This window comes from Dactylosporangium siamense (assembly GCF_016862795.1).
GTDB classification, from domain to species: Bacteria; Actinomycetota; Actinomycetes; order Mycobacteriales; family Micromonosporaceae; genus Dactylosporangium; species Dactylosporangium siamense.
The window spans coordinates 141387-163225 of record NZ_BONQ01000024.1 but is presented as its reverse complement, the minus strand read 5'-3'; the positions used below and the strand labels follow the sequence as shown (position 1 = coordinate 163225).

The following is a 21839-nucleotide window of genomic DNA, read 5'->3' as shown; positions in this document are numbered from 1 at the left end:
GGGAAACCTGGAGTTCTGCGCTTGTCCTGGGATACCGTCGTGATCAGGCGGTTGCTGCTCGGCGCCGCGGTGAGCGTCGTCCTGTTCACGGTCGGCATCGTCGGCCTCGGCTGGAAGCCCTACGTCGTCACGTCGGAGTCGATGTCGCCGACGCTGCACGCCGGGGATCTGATCCTCGTCGATCCGACCGCGACATCCTTGGCCGTCTATGAGATCGTCACCTATACCGACCCGCGTGGGCTGGTCACGCACCGGGTTGTCGCCCAGGCAGAGGACGGCACATTCACGGTCAAGGGCGACGCGAACCAGCGCGCGGACGCCCGCCCGATCGAGCGAAGACAGGTGATCGGGCCGGTCCGCCTGATCCTGCCGCACGTCGGCTGGCCCGTCGTCCAGCTCCGCACGCACCCGTTCAAGGTCGCCGGCGGCGCGTTGATCCTGGCAATCGTCTGGCCCCGCCGGCGGCTGTTGCGGATCTTCGTGCTCGGCGGCCTTGTCGCGGTCGTGGCCATGGTGCCCACGACCGGCGCCCGTCCCACCGATGCGATTTCACCCGGTGCGTCTACTCCCGGGGTGAGGCCGGCCGGCGTCCTCACCCCTGGCGCGAATCATCCGGAGTTCACCCCCGGCGTCCTACATACTGGCCGCGTCTACGTTCTGGCGGCGACCTCGCCGTAGGTGGTGGTGCGCTGGCGCACCGGACGGCCGGCGGCCTTCCCGATCGCCTCCAGCTCCTCCCGGGTCCGCGCGGAGCCGTGCTCCGAGCCGGCCATCCGCGAGATGGTCTCCTCCATCAGGGTGCCGCCGATGTCGTTGGCGCCGCCGTTGAGCATCGCCACCGTGCCCTCGTCGCCGAGCTTCACCCAGGAGCACTGGATGTTGTCGATCCTGCCGTGCAGCAGGATCCGGGCCATCGCGTGCACGGCCCGGTTGTCGCGCCAGGTCGGCCCCGGCCGGGCGATGCCGGCGAGGTAGATCGGCGCGCTGTGATGCACGAACGGCAGCGCCACGAACTCGGTGAAGCCTCCCGTGCGGTCCTGGATGCCGGCGAGCACCCGGAAGTGGCCGAGCCAGTGGCCGGGGTGGTCGACGTGGCCGTACATCATCGTGGAGCTCGACCGGATGCCCAGCTCGTGCGCGGTCGTCACCACCTCGACCCAGGCCGACGTCGGCAGCTTGCCCTTGGTGAGCACCCAGCGGACCTCGTCGTCGAGGATCTCCGCGGCGGTGCCCGGGATCGTGTCCAGGCCCGCCTCCTTCAACTGGCTCAGCCAGTCGCGGATCGACACACCGGCCTTCGACGCGGCCGTCACGATCTCCATCGGGCTGAACGCGTGCACGTGCATGCCCGGGACCCTGGCCTTGATCGCCCGGACCAGCTCCGCGTATGCGCCGACGGGCAGCTTCGGGTCGATGCCACCCTGCATGCAGACCTCGCCGGCGCCGGCCTCCCAGGCCTCCTCGGCCCGGTCGGCGACCTCCTCGTAGGACAGCCGGTACGCGTCCGCGTCGCGCTCCCGCTGGGCGAACGCGCAGAACCGGCAGCCGACGTAGCAGACGTTGGAGAAGTTGATGTTCCGGTTGATCACGTAGGTGATGTCGTCGCCGACCGCTTCGCGGCGCAGGTCGTCGGCGATGCGCGCCAGCGCCTCCAGTCCCGCACCGTCCACATTGAACAAGGCCAGCGCCTCGGCCTCGTATCGAGGCAGCAGCAGCTTGCCGGGCTCGCTCCCGGCCAACTTCAGTCCACTGTGGACTTCACTGTCGAGATGCGTTGTCTGTTTGGTGACCACTCGAGTGGCCACCTCCTGCCAGTCACCGTAGACGGCGTCGAAGTCGCCGCGGCGGTCAGCCGTGCGTCCGTCGGTGTCGATGGTCTCGTGCAGGTCGGTGCGGCCGCTGCTCTGGATGCCGCCGTCGGGCTCCTGCCAGGGGCGTCCTACCGGCTTCGTGTCCTCCTTCGCCAGGCCGGTGTCGGGGTCCATGAGGGCCGTGACGTGGCCCGCGAGCCGCTCGTCGATCCACGGGACGCCTTTTTTGGCGTACTCCGGGTAGATGGTGAGGCGCTCTTTGAGGGTGAAGCCGTGCTGCTCGGATTTTTCGGACAAATCCTGAATTGCCGGCCAGGGGCGTTCGGGGTTGACGTGGTCGGGGGTGACCGGGGAGACGCCGCCCCAGTCGTCGATGCCGGCCCGCAGCAGCAGGCCGTGCTCGTCGTCGATGAGGTTGGGCGGGGCCTGGATCCTGGCCTTCGGGCCCAGCACGAGGCGCGCCACCGCCACCGTCGCGGCCAGCTCGTGCAGCTCCGCGTCGGGCATGCCACGCATCGCCGTGTCCGGCTTCGCGCGGAAGTTCTGGACGATGACCTCCTGGATGTGGCCGAACTCCCGCATCGCCTTGCGGATCGCGAACAGCGACTCGGCGCGCTCCTCGATCGTCTCGCCGATGCCGATCAGGATGCCGGTCGTGAACGGCACCCCGACCCGGCCCGCGTCCTCCAGGACCCGCAACCTGACCGCGGGCTCCTTGTCCGGCGAGCCGTAGTGCGCGCCGCCCGGCTCCGACCACAGCCTGGTGGCGGTCGTCTCCAGCATCATGCCCATGCTCGGCGCGACCGGCTTCAACCGCTGCAGCTCCGCCCACGACAGCACGCCGGGGTTCAGGTGCGGCAGCAGGCCCGTCTCCTCCAGCACCGCGACCGCGCAGGCCCGCAGGTAGTCCAGGGTCGAGTCGTAGCCACGCTCGTCGAGCCAGCGCTTCGCCTGGTCCCAGCGGTCCTCCGGGCGGTCGCCGAGGGTGAACAGGGCCTCCTTGCAGCCCTGCGCCGCGCCCTCTTTCGCGATCGCGAGGACCTCGTCGATCTCCAGGTACTCACTGGGCAGGCGGTGCGGCACCGTCGCGAACGTGCAGTAATGACACCGGTCCCGGCACAGCCGGGTGAGCGGGATGAAGACCTTCCTGGAATACGTGACGACGCCCGGCCTGCCGGCGTCGGCAAGACCCGCGTCGCGGACCGCGCCCGCGATGGCGAGCAGGTCGTCGAGGGCCTGGTCCCGCGCGGTGAGCAGCACGGCGGCCTCGGTCACGTCGAGGGCACGGCCGTCCGCCGCGCGGCGCAGCGCCCGGCGCATGGCGTTGCCCTCGGTACCTCTGACTACAGACGTCACGCTTTGCAGCGTAGGCCGCCGCCGGGCCGATACGCCCACGCACCCGATGTGACTGTTCTCCTTACGGCTGTGGGCACCCGCGGCGTTCTTTGCGGATGCCCACAGCTGATCGGTTCGCGGGTGCTCAGGACTTCGGCGGGATCACCTGGGTGCGCTGGGTGTCGTCGCCGTCGCCCTCATCGTCGGTGCCGGGCTGGGCGGTGTGCCCGGCGGCCGGTGCCGTGAAGGCCGTGGTCGCGTCGGGGTCGTCCTGACCGGCGGGCGCCGGGTGACCGGCCGGGGTGAACGCCGTGGTGGCGTCCGGGTCGGCCGCCGCCGGGTGCGCCTGGGTGGCGTCCGCGTCGGTGCTCTGCGCCGGCTGCTCTTCCGCTGCCGGCTGCTGTTCCGCTGCCGGCTGGTCGTCCGCTGCCGGGGCCGTTACCGGCGTGTAGGCGGCGGTGGCGTCAGGGTCGGCGTCGGCCTTCGCGATGCTGACCGGGGCCGCCTGGGTCTCCGGCTCCTGCGCCGCCGGGAACGCACCGGTCTTGCCGAACGGTGAGGCGGCGCCGTCGGTGGCGTCCTCGACCGGCTGCTGCGCCACCGGCTCGCCCGTCGCGGCACCTGAGGTCGGGTGGGTCGAGGACCCGCCCGGCCAGCCCGCCGCCGCGAAGCCACCCGGAGGCGTGGCGGTCTCGGAGGTGGCCGGCGCCGGGTTTCCGGCCGTGTTGTCGGTCGTGGTGTCGGCAGGGCTCGTCGCGGGGGGCGCCGAGACCGGCGGGGTGGCCGGCGGCGCCGACACCGGCTGGGTGACCGAGGGCGCCGTGTACGTCGCGAACGGCGAGCTCAGCGGCGGCGTCGACGCGGGAGCCGCCGACACCGGCTCGGTCGATCCGGTCGTCTCGGGCTGCGGGGCGTACACGGGCGCACCGGACGCCGGCGCCGTGAACGCCGGGGCACCGGTCGCCTGCGCGCCGGCCGCGGGAGCCGCCGGGTTGTAGGCCGCTTGCTGGTTGTAGCCGGTCGCGGCCGCCTGCTGGTTGTAGCCCGGTGCGGGTGCTCCGGACGCCTGCGCCGCGGGGTGGTTGATCGGCTGCGTGGCGTAGGCCTGCTGGGCGGCGGCGGGGACGACCTGTCCGGTGCCCGTCGTCGCCGGGTTCGTCCAGCTGCCGGTCGCCGGCTGCTGCTGGTAGGGCTGCTGCTGGTAACCCTGCTGCGGGGCGGCGCCGGGCTGCTGCTGGTAGCCGGGGTGCTGCGCGTACTGCTGCTGCGGCGGGTACTGGTAGCCCTGCTGGCCGTACGGGTACGCGGGCTGGCCGTAGACGCCCGGCGCCGGCTTCGGGGGCGCGTAGGCGCCGAGGTAGATCCGGATGACCAGGAACAGGCCCAGCCCGAGCAGGGCGAGACCCCCCAGCCGGGTCAGAAAGACGGCGAGGGCGATCCCCACCCGCACCGAATCCGGACGCAGATCGCCGATCAGGCTGGCGAGCAGCATGACCAGCCCGAACAGGGCCGCGACCGCATACTCCACGAGCGCGATCAGGACGATGGTCCTGGCCTTCGGCACCACCGGGTCGATGTGGGTCGCGATCAGCACCGCGAGGATCGGCAGCGCGATCGTCTCGATCGATACGAAGGTGCCGAACGCAATGCCCGCGTTGCTCAGGAACTCACCGGTGAGGGTCGTCAGCAGCGAGATGAGCCCGGCGAGCAGGAACGCCGCGACCACGCCGAGCAGCACGAACGCCGCCAGCTCGCGATACGGCAGGGTGAGCGCACGGGCCTTCTTCACGTCGACCGGCGCCGGGGCGGGTGCACCCTGCGGCGTGGGGGCAGCCTGCGGCTGAGGCTGCGGCTGGAACGACGAGGTGGCCGGTCCGGCGGCGTAGGCCGGGTGCGGCCCCGCCGAGGAGGTCGGATCGGGTGGCTGGGTGCTCACTGGCTCTCCCCAAGATCTAGCGGTCACGCGACAGGTCGCTCGCAGCCTAGCCCTCGAACGGAAAATCCGCGTGCGTGGTCGGTCCCGGCCGGCACCGGAACTGTCATACCCGTGGGGCAGGATGGTTGACATGCGGATCGTGGTTCTGGCCGGCGGGATCGGCGGCGCGCGCTTCCTTCTCGGAGTGCGCGCGGTGGGGCAGGAGTTGGGCGCGGAGGTCACCGCGGTGGTCAACGTCGGCGACGACGTGACCCTGCACGGGTTGCGGATCTGCCCCGACCTGGACAGCGTCATGTACACACTGGGCGGCGGCGCCGACCCGGAGCGCGGCTGGGGACGTGTCGGCGAGACGTGGACCGTCAAGGAGGAGCTCGCCGCCTACGGCGCGGAGCCCACCTGGTTCGGCCTCGGCGACAAGGACATCGCGACCCACCTGGTGCGCACCCGGATGCTCGACGCGGGCTATCCGCTGTCCGCCGTCACCGAGGCGCTCTGCGACCGCTGGCAGCCCGGCATCCGGATGCTCCCGGCCAGCGACGACCGGGTCGAGACGCACGCCGTCGTCGAGGTCGACGGCGCCAGCCGCGCGATCCATTTCCAGGAGTGGTGGATCCGTCACCGGGCGGAGATCCCGACGTCCCGGTTCGTGTTCGTCGGCGCCGAGGCCGCCAAGCCGGCCGCGGGTGTGCTGGACGCGCTCGCCGCCGCCGACGTGGTGCTGGTCGCCCCCAGCAACCCGGTCGTCTCCGTCGCGCCGATCCTGGCCGTCCCCGCGATCCGCGAGGCGGTCGCCACCGGCACCGCCCCGGTCGTCGGGGTGTCCCCCATCATCGGCACCGCCCCGGTGCGCGGCATGGCCGACAAGTGCCTCGCCGTGATGGGCGTCGAGTGCAGCCCCGCCGGCGTCGGCGGCCTGTTCGGCGCCCGCTCGTCCGGCGGCATCCTCGACGGCTGGCTGGTCGACGAGACCGACACCGGCGTCGAGGTGCCCGGCCTGACCGTCCGCGCCCGCCCCCTGTGGATGACCGACGTGCCCGCGACCTCGGCGATCGTCCGGGAGGCGCTGTCCCTGGCAGGCGTGGCATGACCGGCCCGGAGCGCAGCGGAGGTGGCGGCGTGGCCGGCCCGGAGCGCGGCGAAGGGACCGGCATGGCCGGCCCGGAGCTGGTCGGCGGGGGCGCGGCGGTGGCCGTCGGGTTCGAGGTGCGGGCGGTCACCGGCATCGGCGAGGTCCGCCCCGGCGACGACCTGGCCGCGCTGATCACGACCGCCGCGCCGTGGCTGGCCGACGGGGACATCCTCGTCGTCACCAGCAAGATCGTCAGCAAGGCCGAGGGGCAGCTGGTCGACGTGCCCCTCGACGAGCCGGCCCGCGAGACCGCCCGCGAGGCGATCCTGCGCGCCGAGACGTCCCGGGTCGTCGCCCGCCGCGGCGCGACGCAGATCGTGCAGACCCATCACGGCTTCGTGCTCGCGTCCGCCGGCATCGACGCGTCCAATGTGGAGCCGACCCGGCTCGTGCTGCTGCCCAAGGACCCCGACGCCTCGGCCCGCTGGCTGCGCGACGAGCTGCGCGACCGCTTCGACCTGCGGGTCGCCGTCGTCGTCACCGACACCATGGGCCGCCCCTGGCGCATGGGCCTGACCGACGTCGCCATCGGCGCCGCCGGCATCGACGCCGTGACCGACTACCGCGGCGTGCTCGACCCGTATGGCAACGAGCTCCAGCTGACCCAGATGGCCGTGATCGACGAGCTCGCCGGCGCCGCCGACCTGGTCAAGGGCAAGACCGGCCAGGTCCCGGTGGCGGTCGTGCGCGGCCTGCCGATCCGCGCCGACGGCCCCGGCATCGGTGCGGCCGCCCTGATCCGCGGCGCCGACGCCGACCTGTTCTCCCTCGGCACCGCCGAGGCCGTCGCCAAGGGCCTGCGCGCCGCGGCCGACATCCGCGACACCCCACCGCTCGTGTTTCCACCCGTCCCTTCCGCCGCCCTGCTCGCGGATCGTTCGGCTTCCGAACGCTTACCTTCCGACCGTTTACCTTCCGAGCGTTCGGCTTCCGAGCTTGCGTCTGCCGGCGCCACGCCGGTCTCCTCGACTCCGGCTGCCGTCGCGGAGCCGGGTGCCGTCGCGGAGCCGGGTGCCGTCGCCGTCGCCGGGCCGGGTGCCGTCGCCGGGCCGGCGACGGTTGCCGGGCCGGGCGCATTGGTTGGGGAGTCGCTGCTGGTGTGGGCGCCGGCCGGGGATCTGCGACGGGCGTTGGAGGCCGGCATGGAGGTCCAGCGGATCCGGGCCCGGCTCGCCGCCGACGGGGTGCCCTCCGGCTGGCTGGAGCTGGATCAGGTCGACCTTTCCGGGATCGATGTCCCGGAAGGTGGCGTGCCCCTCGGCGTGCTCACCATCGGTCGCGGTAGCCTGCCGTCACTATGACGACGTTGCACGATGACGCACTCGCGGTGCTGACCCAGTGGACAGCCCCCACCGAGGAGGCCGAGGCGACCCGGCGCCGGTTCATCGAGTTCGTCCTCCGGGACACCTCGACGGTGTGGCGGGAGCACCCGGGCGCCCACGTCACGGCGAGCGCCCTGGTCGTCGACTCGACCGCCGAGCGGGTCCTGTTGTGCCTGCACGGCCGGATCAAGCGCTGGGTCCAGCTCGGCGGCCACTGCGAGCCCGGCGACACGAGCATGGCCGCCGCCGCGCTGCGCGAGGCGACCGAGGAGTCGGGCATCGCCGGGCTGCGGATCAGCGAGGCCCCGATCGACCTCGACGTCCACCACGTCCAGTGCGCCGGCGTCCCGTCCCTGCACTACGACATCCGCTATGCCGCCATCGCCCCCGCCGGTGCCGTCGAAACGGTGAGCACCGAGTCCGCGGCGCTGGGCTGGTTCGCCCCGGACGACCTGCCGACCCCTCTCGCCGGCGCCACCGAGCCACTGGTGGCCCCGGCGCTCGCCTGGGCCAGACGCACCTGACCCAGGGCACCAGCCCCCGCCACGACGAGCCCCGAGCACAAGACCGCCGCAACCAGGCCCTGCAAGCACCTGGGCGGCGCGACCAGCACCGGGGTGAAGCCGCCACGGTCGGCCCGTCGCGACCGGCTCCACCGGCACAAGGGCGCCGGGACCAGCACCGCGAGCGCGAGCCCACCACGACCGGCCGCCACGACCAAACCCCACCGACGCGAGGCCACGGCGACCAGCCCAACCAGCACAAAGGCGCCGCAACCAGGACCGCGAGCCCACCACGACCGGCCCGTAAGCACAAGGCCATGGCGACCAGCGCGCCATGACCCGCCCCACCAGCACAAGGGGCGCCGCAACAAGCACTGCGGGCGCGAGCCCGCAAATCGCCCCATCCGGACATCACACACGCCGAATCGGGTGCCTCAGCCCGCCTTGACACGAGGGCTGGAGAATCTACGGCCGCGGGCGTGCACCCGAATCTGCAACGTCAGAGGAGCTCGGCCGAGCCGCGTTCCTTCAGGCTGTCGACCAGCTTCTTGACGTCCTGGGCGCGGGAGCGGGGGCAGACCAGCAGCGCGTCCGGGGTGTCGACGACGATCAGGTCGTTGACGCCGACCACGGCGACCAGGCGGCCCGACTGAGGGACGACCACGACGCGTTCGGCGTCCTGCATGATGACGCCGGTGGGGGCCGATGGGTCGAGGTTGACGACCACGTTGCCCGCGGTGTCGGTCTCGAGGAGCTCGCCGAGGGTGTGGAAGTCGCCGACGTCGTTCCAGCCGAACTGGCCGGGGACGGTGCCGACGAGGCCCGCGACGCCGGCGCCCTCCATGACGCCGAAGTCGACGGAGATCTTGGTGAGGTCGGGCCAGATCTGGGCGAGGATCTCTTCACGGTCGGGGGTGTCCCAGACCTCGGCGATGCGGGTCAGGCCGTCGTGCAGCGAGGGCTGCTGGCGGGCGAGTTCGTCGAGGAAGACGTCGACGCGCCAGACGAACATGCCGGCATTCCACAGGTATTCGCCGGAGTCGACGTAGGCCTGGGCGAGAGGAAGGGCGGGCTTCTCCTCGAAGGAGGCGACCTTGCAGACGTCACCCGAGCCGGTGGGCTCGCCGACGTGGAGGTAGCCATAGCCGGTCTCGGGGTGGGTCGGGGTGATGCCGATGGTCATCAGCAGGCCGTCCTCGGCGCCGCGGATCGCCGCCCGCAACACGGAGGTGAAGGCGGGGACGTCGCGGACCAGCTGGTCGGCGGCGAAGGCGCCCATGACGGCGTGCGGGTCGCGGCGGGCGATGACCGCCGCGGCGAGGCCGATGGCGGCGCACGAGTCGCGGGGGGTGGGCTCCACGAGGATGTTGCCCTCGGGGAGGCCGGGGAGTTGCCGGGCCACGGCCGCCGCGTGCGCCACGCCGGTCACCACGAACGTGGTCTCCGGCGTCGCGAGGTCGCTCAGCCGGCCGTAGGTCGCTTGGAGCAGCGACAACGGCGTGCCGGTGAGCGCGTGGAGGAACTTGGGATGACCGGCTCGCGACAGCGGCCAGAGCCGCGTGCCACTGCCTCCTGCAGGAATGACCGCGTAGAACACAGCCTCATCATGCCCAGGCGAGCATGCATTCCAGCAACTCGGCGGTGTCATATCCATTACCAATATCGCCTGACGGGGTTTCAGAAGGTGACGTGGGGTGCCTAACCACGCGGGGCGGCGGCCCGGGCCCAGGCCGCGAGGTGCACCTCGGCGCTCGACTCCCAGGTGAACTCCTTGGCGCGGGCGGCACCGGCCTTGGCCAGGGCGTTGCGGCGCTCGTCGTCGTCGAGGAGGGCGGTGAGGTCGCGGGCGATCTCGTCGGTGCCGGGGCCGGTGTACGCCACGGCGTCGCCGCCGACCTCGGGCAGTGACAGGCGCGGCGTGGTGAGCACCGGCGCGCCGCAGGCCATGGCCTCCAGGATCGGCAGGCCGAAGCCCTCACCGAAGGAGGGGTAGGCGGCGACGACGGCGCCGCCCAGGAAGCCGGGCAGGTCCGCGTAGCGCAGGTAACCGGGGCGCAGGAGGCGCAGGTGGCTGGGGACCTCGCCGAGGGCGCCGTCGATCTCGTCGTCGTGACCCTGGCCGCCGGCGATGACGAGGGCCGGCGGGTCGGGCCGGTCGCGGACGGCGGAGATCCAGCCGCGGATGAGGCTGGGCACGTTCTTGCGGGGCTCCTTGGCGCCGAGGAACGCGATGTACTCGGTCGTGCCGAGACCGAGGCGGGCCCGGACGCGGGCCTTCTCGTCGTCGCTCGGCGCGTGGAACGCGTCCGGGTCGACGCCGTGGTAGGCGACGTCGATGCGGGTCGGGTCGGCGTCCAGGAGGCGGATCAGCTCGTCCCGGGTGGCCTTGCTGGGCACGATCACCCGGCCGGCGCGGCGCAGCGACGTCTTGATCGCCGAACGGAAGAAGGTGCGGCGGGACTTGTCGTAGTGCTCCGGCTCGGTGAAGAAGGTGGCGTCGTGGACGGTGACCGTGACGGGGCAGCCGGCGCGCAGCGGGCACGTGTAGAACGGCGAGTGCAGCACCTGGGCGCCGACCTGCTGGGCGAGCATCGGCAGGCCGGTCTGCTCCCAGGCGAGCCGGGCCGGGCGGTGCGCCGCGGCGGCCGGCGCGGCCATGATCCGGGCACCGGACAGTAACCGTCCGTAACGCTCTGCGTCGGTGCGCTGGCAGACCACGGCAAGGTCCGCGTCGAGCGCGGCCAAGGCGCCGAGGAGCCCGTCGACGTAGCGTCCTACACCGCCTCTGTCGGCTGGGACACTCGTGGCGTCGACTAGCACGCGGGGCGGACGGCCGGGGGTCACTTGGCGTCTCCTTCGAACACTCACGAACTCGATCACTCACGGACTCGATCACTCGCGATCGCTCACGGACGCGAGCGGACGCGATACGTCAGGCAGAGCCGGACGTGATACGTCAGCCAAAGCCTACGCCCGAACCCCGGGTGATCGATGTCCACGACGCGACAAGGGCGTGTCGACGGAACCGACGTTCAACTCAACGGCATCGCGATGTCACCGGGAGCGCCGACGTCGTAGCCGCCCGCACCGCGGATGTCGAACCGGCCGTCGTGGAACACGGCCGGATCGGCCCGGCCGTCGCCGTCGTACTGCGCGGAAACGGGCTGACCGGCGGCACCGCCGAACCGGATGGCGGGCTGGCCGTCGATGGTGAACTGCTGGGTGGCCGGCGACCAGGTCGCCGCGTCGATCGTGCCGTTGCCGTCATAGTCCGCGGGGGCGACGAACTGACCCGGTCCGCCCACCTTGAACTCGCGCAGCGCCTTGATCGCCCACAGGCCGGTCGAGGGGCGCCAGATGGCGACCTCGGCCCGGCCGTCGCCGGTGTAGTCGGCCGGGACGGGCACGTCACCGGGCACGCCGAGCTGCACCTCGCCGATGCCCTTGATGTACCAGATGCCGGTCGCCGGCCGGAAGACCGCCAGCTCGGCGGTGCCGTCCCCGTCGAAGTCGGCGGGTGCGGGCACGTCACCGGGCAGGCCCCACTGGATGGTCCGGTAGCCCTCGCCGCTCAGCAGCATGGTCCAGTTGCCGGTCGTCGGTGACCAGGTCGCGACGTCGCTCCTGCCGTCGCCGTTGTAGTCGGCCGCGACCGGGATCTCGTTCGGGGCGCTGGTGAAGACGGGTTCGGGCACACCCTGCAGATGCACGGTGCCGTCGCTCGGCCGGTACACCGCGAGCAGTGTCCGCACGAGCTCCGGCTTGACGAGGTCGCCGAGCAGGGCGCCCGCGCGGTCGCGGATCCAGGGCAGCGTGGCGAGGCCCTTGGCGCCCGGGCACTCCGTCGGGTTGGTCTGCTGGTGCGGGAAGACCCGGGGCACCGTGACGGTGGTGCCGACCGGGTACTTCGACGTGGATCCGCCGCCGGTGAGGCTGACACTGCCGCGCGGGTCGATGGCCTGGTGCAGTGAAAGTTTCCAGGCGGTGTACTGCGCGGCGGCCTCCTGGACCACCTGCGGGACGGCCACGGAGCGGTAGTCACCGATCATCGCGATGCCCGCGGTGCCGGTGTTGAACCCGCCGGCCTGGGCGCCGACGACGGGTCGGGACAGCCCGCCGGAGCGGCCCTCCCAGAGCCGGCCGAAGCGGTCCACGAGCACGTTGTAGCCGATGTCGCCCCAGCCGCGGCTGACCGTCTGGTACTGGTAGATCGACCGGAGGATCTTCGGCACGTCCTCCGGGGTGTAGTCGTTGCCGGTGGCGGTGTGGTGCAGTGCGACGGCCTTCACGTACGGGGCGTACTGCGGCCGCCAGTCCATCTGCTGCTCGTTGGCGCCCCAGCTGGCCCGGCGCAGGATGGTCGGCATGGAGGGCCGCAGCCCGACGAGCTGACTCTCGGTGACCGGAGCGGCCGGCACCGTGTCGCTGGCCGCCTCGGCGGGGTCGATGAGGTCGGCGGCGATGTCGTGCGGCGCGGGTCCGCCGGTGGTGGTGACGGCCAGCTGCACGCCGTCGGCCCGGCCGGTCCAGACGAGCTCGGCGCCGCCCCGCTGGGCGCGGCCGGGCGCGGTGTCACGGTCGGCCTCGCCGGCGTCCACGGTGCGCCAGGCGCTCCACGCACCGCCGGGGACATGGTGGCGCACGGCGACTGTGACGGCGCCGATCCGGCCGGCCTCCTTCCACGTGACGCCGACCGCGCTGAACGGCGCGGTGGACTCGCGGGTGACGGAGAGCGTCCGGGCTTTCGCGCCCCGCGAGTACCGCTCAGCAACGGCCGGAGCGGCGGCAACCCCCGCGGCGGGGCGGTCGAAGCTGCCCAGCGGGATCCGCGTGACCTGCGTGGCCACCCCGGGACTGGCTTCGACCTTCGTCGGGTTGGCCCACCGGATCGGCTCGCTGAGGTCCGGGAGCGGCGGCGGCGACGGCAGGAACGGGATGCTCGGGTCGGCGACGGCGCCACCGGTGCTCAGCAGGGCGACGACGACGCCGCTGACGGCGACGTGTTTGAGCCGCCGGTATCGTCGCATTGCCCCATACCCCCATCGCGCACCACGTAGGAACCCGATTGGAGATGCTATGGGAGGATTTTCCGGACATATGGGAAATACAGTTCCTTCACTCTTTGCGGCAAATGTCGGTAGAGACCCGTCACTTCCGCTGCTGACGTTCTACGACGATGCCACCGGCGAACGGATCGAACTGTCCGGCGCGACCCTCGCCAACTGGGTCGCGAAGACGGCGAACCTGCTGGTCGACGGGTGCGGCCTGGGCCCGGGCGACACCGCCGGCGTCTGGCTCCCGCCGCACTGGCAGACCTCGGCCGTGCTGCTCGGCCTCTGGTCGGCCGGGGTCACCGTGGCCTACGGCGAGCCGACCGCGGCCGGCACCGACATCGAGTTCGCCTCGCTGCGGGCCATCGAGGCGGGCGTGCCGACCGGGCCCACCGACCGGTTCGTCCTCGGCCTCGCCCCGATGGGCCTGCCGCTGCGGGAGGTGCCGGCCGGCTGGGCGGACTACGTGATCTCGGCCCGCCAGCACGGCGACCACTTCCCCGGCGCGGCCGTCGCCGCGGACACCGGGGCGCTGCTCGAGACCGACGGCTCGCTCGACAGCCATGCCGCGCTGCTGGAGCGCGCCCGGGCCCGGGCCGCCGACCTGGGAATCACGGGCGGCCGGGTGCTCATCGACGCGGACGCCTACCCGTACCCCCTCGACTGGCTCCTGGCACCGCTGTCCGTCGGGGCGAGCGTGGTGCTCAGCGTCAACACCGACCTGTCGAAGCTGCCCGCGCGGGCCGGCTCCGAGCAGGTCGGCGTCACCGTCGGACCTACGCTCTAGCCGCCCGCACCGCCTCGAAGTAGCGCAACGACTCCGGATTGACCAGGGCGCCCTTCGCGGCGGCCTGGTCCACCGGTGTGCCGGTGAGGATCCGCTTCACCGGCACCTCCAGCTTCTTGCCCGACAGCGTCCGCGGCACCGCGTCGACCTGGAACACCTGGTCCGGCATGTGCCGCGGGGACAGGGCCGTGCGCAACTCCCGCCCGATGGCGGCGCGCAGCGCGTCGTCGAGCGTCAGTCCGGGGCGCAGCACCACGAACAGCAGCAGCTCGCCCGCTCCTCCTTCAGGATCTTCGAGGTGTACGACCACCGAGTCGACGACCTCTTCGAGGCTCTCCACCACGGAGTAGAACTCGCTGGTGCCGAGCCGGACGCCACCGCGGTTGAGCGTCGCGTCGGAGCGCCCGGTGATCACGCAGGCGCCGGTGCCGTCGATGGTGATCCAGTCGCCGTGCCGCCACACGCCGGGATAGGTGCCGAAGTACGCGTCGGCGTAGCGGGAGCCGTCCTCATCGCCCCAGAACCCGACCGGCATGCTCGGCATCGGCGCGGTGATCACGAGCTCGCCGAGCTCGCCGATGACCGGGGTGCCGTCGGCCGCATACGCCTCGACCCGGGCGCCGAGGGCCCGGCAGGCGATCTCCCCCGCGTGGACGGGCAGCAGCGGCACGCCGCCCACGAACGCCGTGCACACGTCGGTGCCCCCGGACGCGGAGGCGAGCAGCACCCGGTCCGAGACCGCCTCGTACACCCACTCGAATCCCTCGGGCGGCAACGGGGCTCCGGTCGAGCCCACGCCGCGCAGCGCGGACAGGTCGGCGAGCTCACGTGGTACCAACGCCGCTTTTCTGCACGAAAGCAGGAACGGCGCCGAGGTGCCGAAGTAGGTGGTGCGGGACTCGGCCGCGACCCGCCACAGCCAGCCCAGGTCGGGATGGGCGGGGTTGCCGTCGACGAGGACGATCGCGGCGCCGACCGCCGGGCCGGAGACCAGGTAGTTCCACATCATCCAGCCGGTGGTGGTGAACCAGAAGAACCGGTCGCCGGCGCCGAGGTCGTGGTGCAGGGCGAGCATCTTGAGGTGCTCGAGCAGGATGCCGCCGTGGCCGTGGACGATCGGTTTCGGCAGGCCCGTGGTCCCGGAGGAGTACAGCACGTAGAGCGGGTGCGCGAACGGCACCGGCGCGAAGGTCAGCTCGCCGTCGCCGGCGTCCCAGGGACTCGCGGTCCCGTGCAGGTAGGGGATCTCGATGAACGCCTCGAGCGACGGCAGCGCGGCCCGGATCGCGGCGACCTCGGACCGCCGGTCGACGGCCTTGTCGCCGTAGCGGTAGCCGTCGACGGCGACCAGGACCTTCGGCTCGATCTGCTGCCACCGGTCGACCACCGAGCGGGTGCCGAACTCGGGCGCGCAACTGGAGAAGATCGCGCCGAGGGCCGCCGTGGCGAGCATGAGGACGAACGTCTCGGGGATGTTGGGCGCGTACGCCGCGACCCGGTCACCTTCGGTGACGCCCAGCCGTCGCAGCGTCGCCTGCGCCCGGCGCACCTGCTCACGCAGCTCGGCGGCGGTGAGCGTGACCGGCTCCCTGGTCTGCGAATACGCCAGGACGATCGGCTCGTCGTCGGCGACGCCGGGCATCCGCAGCACGTGCTCGGCGTAGTTGAGGCGCGCGCCCGGGAACCAGTCGGCGCCGGGCATCCGCGCGTCGGGCAGCGCCGCGGTCGCCGGCTGGTGCGCGATGACCTCGAAGTGGTCCCAGATCGCCTGCCAGAACACCGCTGGCTGGTCGACCGACCACTGCCACAGCTGCTGGTAGTCCTCGAACTCCAGCCCCCGCTCGCTGGACAGCCACCGCAGGAACGCACCGATGCGGGTGCGGTCACGGACGTCTGCCGGGGGTCGCCACAGTTCCTTCGCCATCCGACCATCTTCCTGCACGCCCGAACGATCGCTCAGTGTGGGCCGCCGACATCTGGTTCGGCGTTTCCGTGTGGCGCGGCGGGGTAATCGATGTCGGTATGACGCTGTCGTTGCCGCACCACCACCGCCCGCAGTGGGTCGGCCTGCTCGGATTCGGTGCCGCCGCGGCGGCCGCCGCCCTGGTCGGCGGGCTCGGCGTCAGCGGGACCGCCGGTGAATACGACGCTCTGGTCCAGCCCGCGTGGGCACCGCCCTCGTGGCTGTTCGGGCCGGTCTGGACCGTCCTGTACTGCTGCATCGCCGTCTCCGGCTGGCTGGTGTGGCGGCGCTCCGGCTGGACCGCCGCCCTCACCGTTTTCGCTGTTCAGCTGCTGCTCAACGCGATCTGGACGCCGCTGTTCTTCGGCGCGGGCCTGCGCGGCCTCGCCCTGATCGACATCGCGGCGCTGTGGATTTTGATCGGTGTGAACATTGCCATGTTCCGGCGGCAGTCCCGTCCGGCCGCCTGGCTGCTGGTGCCCTACTGGGCGTGGGTCACGTTCGCCACCGCGCTCAACGCTTCGGTGTGGTGGCTGAACCGCTAGGGTGCTTCTCCTTGACCGCCGGGGCCCTTCCCGGGCCGGGGGCCGGCCGCGGCTGCACCCCAAGGTCGACAAAGACGGCGCCGCCCGGCCTGAGGACCATGTCCGACTCGGTGCCGACGTCGCCGACGTAACGGCCGTTCTCCGGGTCGAACACCGCGCAGTTCGTGCCCTGCGCCTGGTTGGAGGCGCAGACCAGGTCGTACTTCTTGCCCGCGATCGTCGCCGTGGTCGCCTTCACAGACGGCAACTCGGCGATCGCGAGGTACAGCACGCGCCGCTGCGCCGCCGTCAGCAACGGGTCGACGTAGTGGAACACCTCGTGCAGGTCCCTGAAGACCAACGCGTCGGCGTTGCGGCCCGGGTAGTCGCGCCGGGTCGCGGCCAGCCACGACTCGGCGAGAGCACCGGCGCGGGCGGGGTCGGTGGGGAACGCCGCGACGAAGGCGGCGTTGAGGTTGTGCAGGTCGGACGGGTTGCTCGCGGAGGTCGCCGTCGCCTGGTCGATCTCTGCCTGGGAGAGGCTGTCGTCGATCCGCCGCGGCCCCGCGTCGTTGCGGCGAATACGCAGCGCGACGCCGGTGGTGACGTCCACCCAGGCCTCGTGGATGTACCGGCTCTCGCCGTCGTCGAGCGTGTAGGTCTTGACATACAGGACCTGGTCCGCGCCGATCGTGAGGGGTCCGTCGGCCTGCTTCGCGGCCAGCCTGGTCAGCGTCTGGACCGCCTGCGCGTGGCTGGCGCCCGCCGTGCCGGTGACCGCCGGGTTCACCGGCGCCTTCGTGCCCCGGGTGACGGGCAGGTCGGCGGGCGACGTTTGCGGTGCGGCCGGCGGGTTGGCGATCGGAGCCTTCTGTTGCGGTCCGCTCCTCTGCAGGGTGGCCGCTCCGCCTACCACGACGGCGACTGCGACGGCGGCACCGGCGGTCGCGAGCATCCACGACCGTTTCCGGCGCGGCCGCTCCGGGGCGCCGGCCAGGTTCCAGCGGCCCTTCACCAGGGCGCCGTCGCGGGGTTCGTCGAGTTCGGCGCGGAACTCGCGCACCGCGACGAGATCATCGTTGCTCATCTGTCCTCGTCCTCCAGTGACTTGCGCAGCTTGGTCCGGGCCCGGTGCAGCGCCGACTGGACCGTGCCGACCGGCAGGTCCAGGGCCTCGGCGATCTCCGCGTAGGACAGCTCGGCGACCGCGAACAGCAAAAGCACGTCCCGCTGCCGCCGGGGCAGCTTCGCCAGCACCCGCGCGACCTTCCGGGACCGGCGGTGCGCGTCGGTGCGCTCCTCCGTGCGGGTCGCGTGGCTCTCCTGGGCCGCCGGCGCGAGCAGCGGGTCGGTGCCCGTCCTGGCCAGCGCGCGGTACCCCCGCACCTCGTCGCGGCGGTGCCGGTTGAGCACGTTCGTGGCGATGCCGAACAGCCACGGCAGCGGCGGCTGGTCCTGTGCGTAGGAGTGGCGGCGCTCGTAGGCGACGAGGAACGTCTGCGCGACGGCGTCCTCAGCCAGGTCGGGTCCGACGCGACGGGCGCAGTAGCGGTACAGCGTCCGCGCGTGCTCGTCGTAGAGGGCGGTGAAGCCGTCCGCGATCAAGAGGTTGCCTTCCGGATCCACACCTCTTCTTGTCCGGAGCTTCGGGTCGTGTTCCCCCTTATTTCTGCCGGTGCTGCTGGATCGCCTCGCGGCGGGCCAGGCGGTGCTCGCGGCGGATCTCGGCCTCCCGCCAGCGGCCCTCGTTCTCGGGCGAGTCGGGCACCACCGGCGGCACCGGCCGCGGCTTGCCCTCGGCGTCGACCGCGACGAACACCAGATACGCGGTCGCGACGACGACCGGGTCCGCCACCTCGTCCCAGCGCTGCGCCACCAGGCGCACCCCGACCTCCATGGACGTCGAACCGGTCCAGTTGACCTGCGCGTACGCGTGCACGAGATCGCCGACCCGCAGCGGCTCCAGGAACAGGATCTCGTCGATCGACGCCGTCACCGCGGTCCCGCCGGTGTGCCGCGCCGCCGCCGCACCCGCCACGTCATCGATGAACTTCATGATCACACCGCCGTGGACCGTCCCGTACAGATTCACGTCGACGGCGGTCATGATCCGGGTCAGCGTGACCCGTGAATACGCGGTCGGTCGGCCGGTGTGCTCCTGCATGACACAGACGGTACGGTGCGAACCATGCGACACGTGGGAAGCCTGATCGCGGGGATGTTGATCGCCCCGATCGCGTGGCTGCTGATCGCCCTCGGCCAGCAGAAATCCACCGAAACGGTGGCGGAGTGGGTGCAGCAGGGCGCCTTCGACAGCGCCGACCTCATCGCGCCCGCCGCGTACCTCCTCGGCGCCGGTCTCATCATCGGCCTCATCGCCACTCTGCGCGTCTCCCCCGTCGGCCCGATCGTGGCCGGCCTGGCGCTGCTCGGCCTCTACGTGAGCCTCTTCATCGACCCGCTCGGCGCCCTCAACGGCCTGCCGGCCGACTACCAGCTCGCCGGCCTCACGATCAACCTGCAGCTGCCCATCGTGAACGGCACCACCGCCGTCCTCGGCCTGGCCCTGCTGGTCGCCGCCGCGAGCGTCAAGCGCTGGCGCGCGTGGCCGTCGTCCGCCCCGGTCGCCGCCGCCGGTGGTGAGCCCGTCGACCCGCACGAGTTCCCGCTCGGTCAGGGCCCGAAGGCGCCGCCGCAGTTCGCCACCCGGACCCCGTACTCGCCGCAGACCGCGGAGTTCCCAGCAGCGGGCGCGACGTCCGTCCTCCCGCCCTACGGCACCACGGCCGCCCCCGGTGGCGGTGCCGGTGGTGCCGGCGCCACGTCGGTCCTGCCGTCGTACGGTGCGGTCGCCGGCTCGAGCGGTCCCGCCTCAAGCGGTCCGGTCTCGGGTGGTCCCGCGTTCGGGCAGGGCCTGGGCAGCGACGCGACGCAGCCGGTCGCGATGCCGCCCGCCTCGACGCCGCCGCAGGCACGGTCGGCATCCGGGTATCCGCCGCCGGTCTCGTCCGCGCCGCCTGTCTCGTCGGCGCCGCCGGTCTCCTCCGCGCCGCCCGGTTCCTTCGCGCCGCCGGTCTCGTCCGCGCCGCCGAGTTCCTTCGCGTCGCCGGTCTCGTCCGGGCAGCACGGGACGCCCGCGCAGCCTGGGTCGTTCCCGCCGCCGGGTGGCTTCGGGCAACCGCAGGCCGGGCCGGTGTCCGGTCCCGGGGCTGGATCCGGGTCGGGCGCTCAGGCACCCGCGGCCGGGCGGCCCGGTCAACAGGGCGGTCCGGCGCCGGTGTCGGCACCCGGCGGCAGCGCCGCCCCGCCGTCCTGGCTGACCCCTGACTCGACCGCCGCCCAGCCGCCTGCCGCCACGCAGCCATCTGCCGCCACGCAGCCATCTGCCGCGGCTGCACCGTCGTCGCCGCCCGGGCCGTTCCCGCCGTCACTCGGCAAGCGGGGTGGGCCGCCGGCCGCCGCCGCGACGCCGCCCGGGCCGTTCCCGCCCGGTGGGGCGCCCGCTCCGGGGTCCGGCCCGCAGTTCAGGCCGGCCGCTGGGCCGGGGGGCGGGCAGGCACCGCAGTTCGCACCGCCGGGGCCGGCGCGTCCCGCCTCTGCGCCACCCGCGCCGCAGCCCGGCCAGCCCGCGTCCGCACCTCCTGCGCCGCAACCCGGCCAGCCCGCAGTCGCACCGCCCGCGACGCACTTCGCCGGCCCGGCGTCAGCGCCGCCGGCACCGCAGTTCGCAGGCCCGACGTCCGGACCCGCGTCCGTGCCGCCGGCACCGCAGTTCGCGCCGCCCGGGTCGACCCGTCCCGCCTCGGCGCCACCCGCACCGCAGCCCGGCCAGCCCGCAGCCGCACCGCCCGCGCCGCAGTTCGCCGGACCGGCGTCCGTGCCACCGGCACCGCAGTTCACGCCGCCCGGGTCAACCCATCCCGCCTCAGCGCCACCCGCACCGCAGCCCGGCCAGCCCGCGGCCGCACCGCCCGCGACGCACTTCGCCGGCCCGGCGTCCACGCCACCCGCACCGCACCTCGCGGGACCGGCGTCCACACCGCCCGCGCCGCAGGCACCGCAGTTCGCGGGGCCCGCATCCGCACCGCCGGCACCGCCCGCGCCGCAGTTCGGGGGACCGGCCTCCGGCCCGGCGTCCACGCCGCCGGCACCGCAGTTCGGGGGACCCGCCTCCGGCCCGGCGTCCACGCCGCCGGCACCCTCGGCACCGCAGTTCGGGGGGCCGGCATCCGCGCCGCCGGCACCGTTGTTCGCCCCTCCGGCAACCAACCAGCCCGCGTCCGCACCGCCCGCGCCGCACACCGCACCACCCGCGTCCCACTCCGCGCCGGCTGCGTCGCAGTCGGGTTCGGCGGGGTTCGGCGGGGTGGGCGAAGCCGGCGGGCAGGGTGCTCCGCCGTTGCGGGCCGCTGGTGGGGCCGCGGCGGGCAGTGGAGAAACGGCGCCCGCAGGGGGCACGCCGTGGTCCGGGGTGCCCGGTGGGCTGGCTGGTGAGACCGCGGGGCAGGGCGACGCGGCCGGGAGTGAGCTGCCGACGCGGCCGCTGTCTGCGCCGACGACGCCGCCTGCGCCGTACGGTGGTGGCGGCGGGCAACCGCGTCCCGCCGCGGAGCCGGTCGTGCCCGGGATCCCGCAGACCAGGTACGGGCGGCCGAGCGTGAGCGAACCCGCCACCGAACCGTTCGGCGCCGCCCAGCAGGTGCCGCCCCCGGCCGCCACACCTCCGGCGGCGCCGATCGCCGGTGGCGGTGGCGCGTTGCCGTCCCGGGCGGCCCGCTCCGAGGTGGTGCCGGAGACGTCGATCCTCGCTGGGCCGTCGTTTGACGGGTTCAGTGCCGGGCGGCGGGGCGTGCGCGAGGAGGAGACCGAGGCGTTCCACCATCCCGCACGGCAGTCCGGGCCGCCGTCGCGACCCCGGCACGCGGCGCAGAGCGAGACGGGCGAACACCCGACGGTCGGCACCGGCGACGACGGCGCGACGAGCCGGTTCACGCCGATGCGGGCCACCGACCCCGTGCAGGGCTCCGACGCTGGGCCCGACGTCGACGCGGAGGCAACCACCCGGATCGGTCCCGTCGACCCCGACGTGACCACCCGGCTCGGCGCGCCCAGCGCGGCGGAGCAGGCCGAACGCCGGGCGGCGTTCGCGCGGGGCGAAGCGGAACGGCGCGCCAACGCGCAGGCCGAGCTCGAACGGCTCGCCGCCGAGCGAGCCGCCGGCGCCGGTACCGGCGCCGGTGCCAGTGTCAGTGACAGCCCAAGTGGCAGCGGAACTGGCAGCGGCAGCGGAGACGACGAACCCCCGACTTCACCGTGGGCCGCACCACCCCGCGACCGCACCTGAACCACAGCACCACGAAGCACCGCGAGGGCCGTCACCTGCGAAGGTGGCGGCCCTCGCGGATATCGGTGGCGGCGTCACGGCGGGCGGGAGATGATGCTGGGGTGTGATTCGAGGGACGTGCCGAACCGCCTGAC

Annotated in this window: 16 protein-coding genes; 7 read left to right on the top strand and 9 right to left on the bottom strand. The window is 73.1% G+C overall.

Annotated elements, in window-relative coordinates:
- Positions 1-51 precede the first annotated feature (51 nt).
- On the top strand, positions 52-678 hold the full coding sequence (locus tag Dsi01nite_RS07680; RefSeq protein ID WP_203845328.1) for a signal peptidase I: 627 nt from the start codon (positions 52-54) through the stop codon (positions 676-678).
- Here Dsi01nite_RS07680 and Dsi01nite_RS07675 read toward each other — a convergent pair.
- The gene (locus Dsi01nite_RS07675; protein ID WP_203845383.1) at positions 651-3131 is read right to left on the bottom strand and encodes a bifunctional FO biosynthesis protein CofGH; all 2481 of its coding nucleotides are present in this window, start codon (positions 3129-3131) and stop codon (positions 651-653) included. The two genes, Dsi01nite_RS07680 and Dsi01nite_RS07675, sit on opposite strands and share 28 nt — an antisense overlap.
- A 160-nt stretch (positions 3132-3291) precedes the next feature.
- Entirely contained in the window at positions 3292-5082 is a 1791-nt protein-coding gene (locus tag Dsi01nite_RS07670; RefSeq protein ID WP_203845327.1) for a hypothetical protein, read from the bottom strand.
- A 130-nt stretch (positions 5083-5212) separates the two neighbouring features.
- On the opposite strand from Dsi01nite_RS07670, the gene cofD reads away from it, so the two are divergent.
- The 3 genes from cofD (at position 5213) to Dsi01nite_RS07655 (ending at position 8057) form a co-directional block, all read left to right on the top strand.
- Complete coding sequence (gene cofD / locus Dsi01nite_RS07665) at positions 5213-6169, top strand: 2-phospho-L-lactate transferase (protein ID WP_203845326.1); 957 nt, start codon at positions 5213-5215, stop codon at positions 6167-6169.
- A 62-nt stretch (positions 6170-6231) separates the two neighbouring features.
- Entirely contained in the window at positions 6232-7512 is a 1281-nt protein-coding gene (locus Dsi01nite_RS07660; protein ID WP_203845382.1) for a coenzyme F420-0:L-glutamate ligase, read from the top strand.
- Positions 7509-8057 (top strand): NUDIX hydrolase, encoded by a 549-nt coding sequence (locus Dsi01nite_RS07655; RefSeq protein WP_203845325.1) that lies wholly within the window; start codon positions 7509-7511, stop codon positions 8055-8057. The genes Dsi01nite_RS07660 and Dsi01nite_RS07655 overlap by 4 nt, the downstream gene beginning before the upstream one ends.
- A 478-nt stretch (positions 8058-8535) precedes the next feature.
- On the opposite strand, the gene Dsi01nite_RS07650 is transcribed toward Dsi01nite_RS07655, so the two are convergent.
- From Dsi01nite_RS07650 to Dsi01nite_RS07640, 3 genes are all read right to left on the bottom strand, one after another.
- Positions 8536-9633 (bottom strand): mannose-1-phosphate guanylyltransferase, encoded by a 1098-nt coding sequence (locus Dsi01nite_RS07650; RefSeq protein WP_203845324.1) that lies wholly within the window; start codon positions 9631-9633, stop codon positions 8536-8538.
- Positions 9634-9734: 101 nt separating this feature from the next.
- The gene (locus tag Dsi01nite_RS07645; RefSeq protein WP_203845323.1) at positions 9735-10880 is read right to left on the bottom strand and encodes a glycosyltransferase family 4 protein; all 1146 of its coding nucleotides are present in this window, start codon (positions 10878-10880) and stop codon (positions 9735-9737) included.
- 188 nt (positions 10881-11068) lie between these two features.
- On the bottom strand, positions 11069-13063 hold the full coding sequence (locus tag Dsi01nite_RS07640; protein ID WP_203845322.1) for an FG-GAP-like repeat-containing protein: 1995 nt from the start codon (positions 13061-13063) through the stop codon (positions 11069-11071).
- 70 nt (positions 13064-13133) lie between these two features.
- Here Dsi01nite_RS07640 and Dsi01nite_RS07635 point away from each other — a divergent pair, with 70 nt between their 5' ends.
- Positions 13134-13874, top strand: a complete 741-nt coding sequence (locus Dsi01nite_RS07635) for a TIGR03089 family protein (protein ID WP_203845321.1) — start codon at positions 13134-13136, stop codon at positions 13872-13874.
- On the opposite strand, the gene Dsi01nite_RS07630 is transcribed toward Dsi01nite_RS07635, so the two are convergent.
- Positions 13864-15798 carry an acetoacetate--CoA ligase gene (locus Dsi01nite_RS07630; protein ID WP_203845320.1) on the bottom strand — a complete coding sequence of 645 codons (1935 nt, stop codon included), beginning with the start codon at positions 15796-15798 and terminating at the stop codon, positions 13864-13866. The genes Dsi01nite_RS07635 and Dsi01nite_RS07630 overlap by 11 nt on opposite strands.
- A gap of 98 nt (positions 15799-15896) precedes the next feature.
- On the opposite strand from Dsi01nite_RS07630, the gene Dsi01nite_RS07625 reads away from it, so the two are divergent.
- On the top strand, positions 15897-16382 hold the full coding sequence (locus Dsi01nite_RS07625; protein ID WP_203845319.1) for a TspO/MBR family protein: 486 nt from the start codon (positions 15897-15899) through the stop codon (positions 16380-16382).
- Here Dsi01nite_RS07625 and Dsi01nite_RS07620 read toward each other — a convergent pair.
- From Dsi01nite_RS07620 to Dsi01nite_RS07610, 3 genes are read right to left on the bottom strand one after another with little or no spacing between them, the layout of a single operon-like run.
- Entirely contained in the window at positions 16351-17448 is a 1098-nt protein-coding gene (locus Dsi01nite_RS07620; protein WP_203845318.1) for a hypothetical protein, read from the bottom strand. The genes Dsi01nite_RS07625 and Dsi01nite_RS07620 overlap by 32 nt on opposite strands.
- Positions 17445-17987: an RNA polymerase sigma factor gene (locus Dsi01nite_RS07615; protein WP_203845317.1), complete on the bottom strand. Its 543-nt coding sequence runs from the start codon at positions 17985-17987 to the stop codon at positions 17445-17447. The genes Dsi01nite_RS07620 and Dsi01nite_RS07615 overlap by 4 nt, the downstream gene beginning before the upstream one ends.
- A gap of 37 nt (positions 17988-18024) precedes the next feature.
- Positions 18025-18525 (bottom strand): acyl-CoA thioesterase, encoded by a 501-nt coding sequence (locus tag Dsi01nite_RS07610; RefSeq protein ID WP_203845316.1) that lies wholly within the window; start codon positions 18523-18525, stop codon positions 18025-18027.
- Positions 18526-18549: 24 nt separating this feature from the next.
- Here Dsi01nite_RS07610 and Dsi01nite_RS07605 point away from each other — a divergent pair, with 24 nt between their 5' ends.
- Positions 18550-21705: a hypothetical protein gene (locus Dsi01nite_RS07605; RefSeq protein ID WP_203845315.1), complete on the top strand. Its 3156-nt coding sequence runs from the start codon at positions 18550-18552 to the stop codon at positions 21703-21705.
- Positions 21706-21839: the final 134 nt, after the last annotated feature.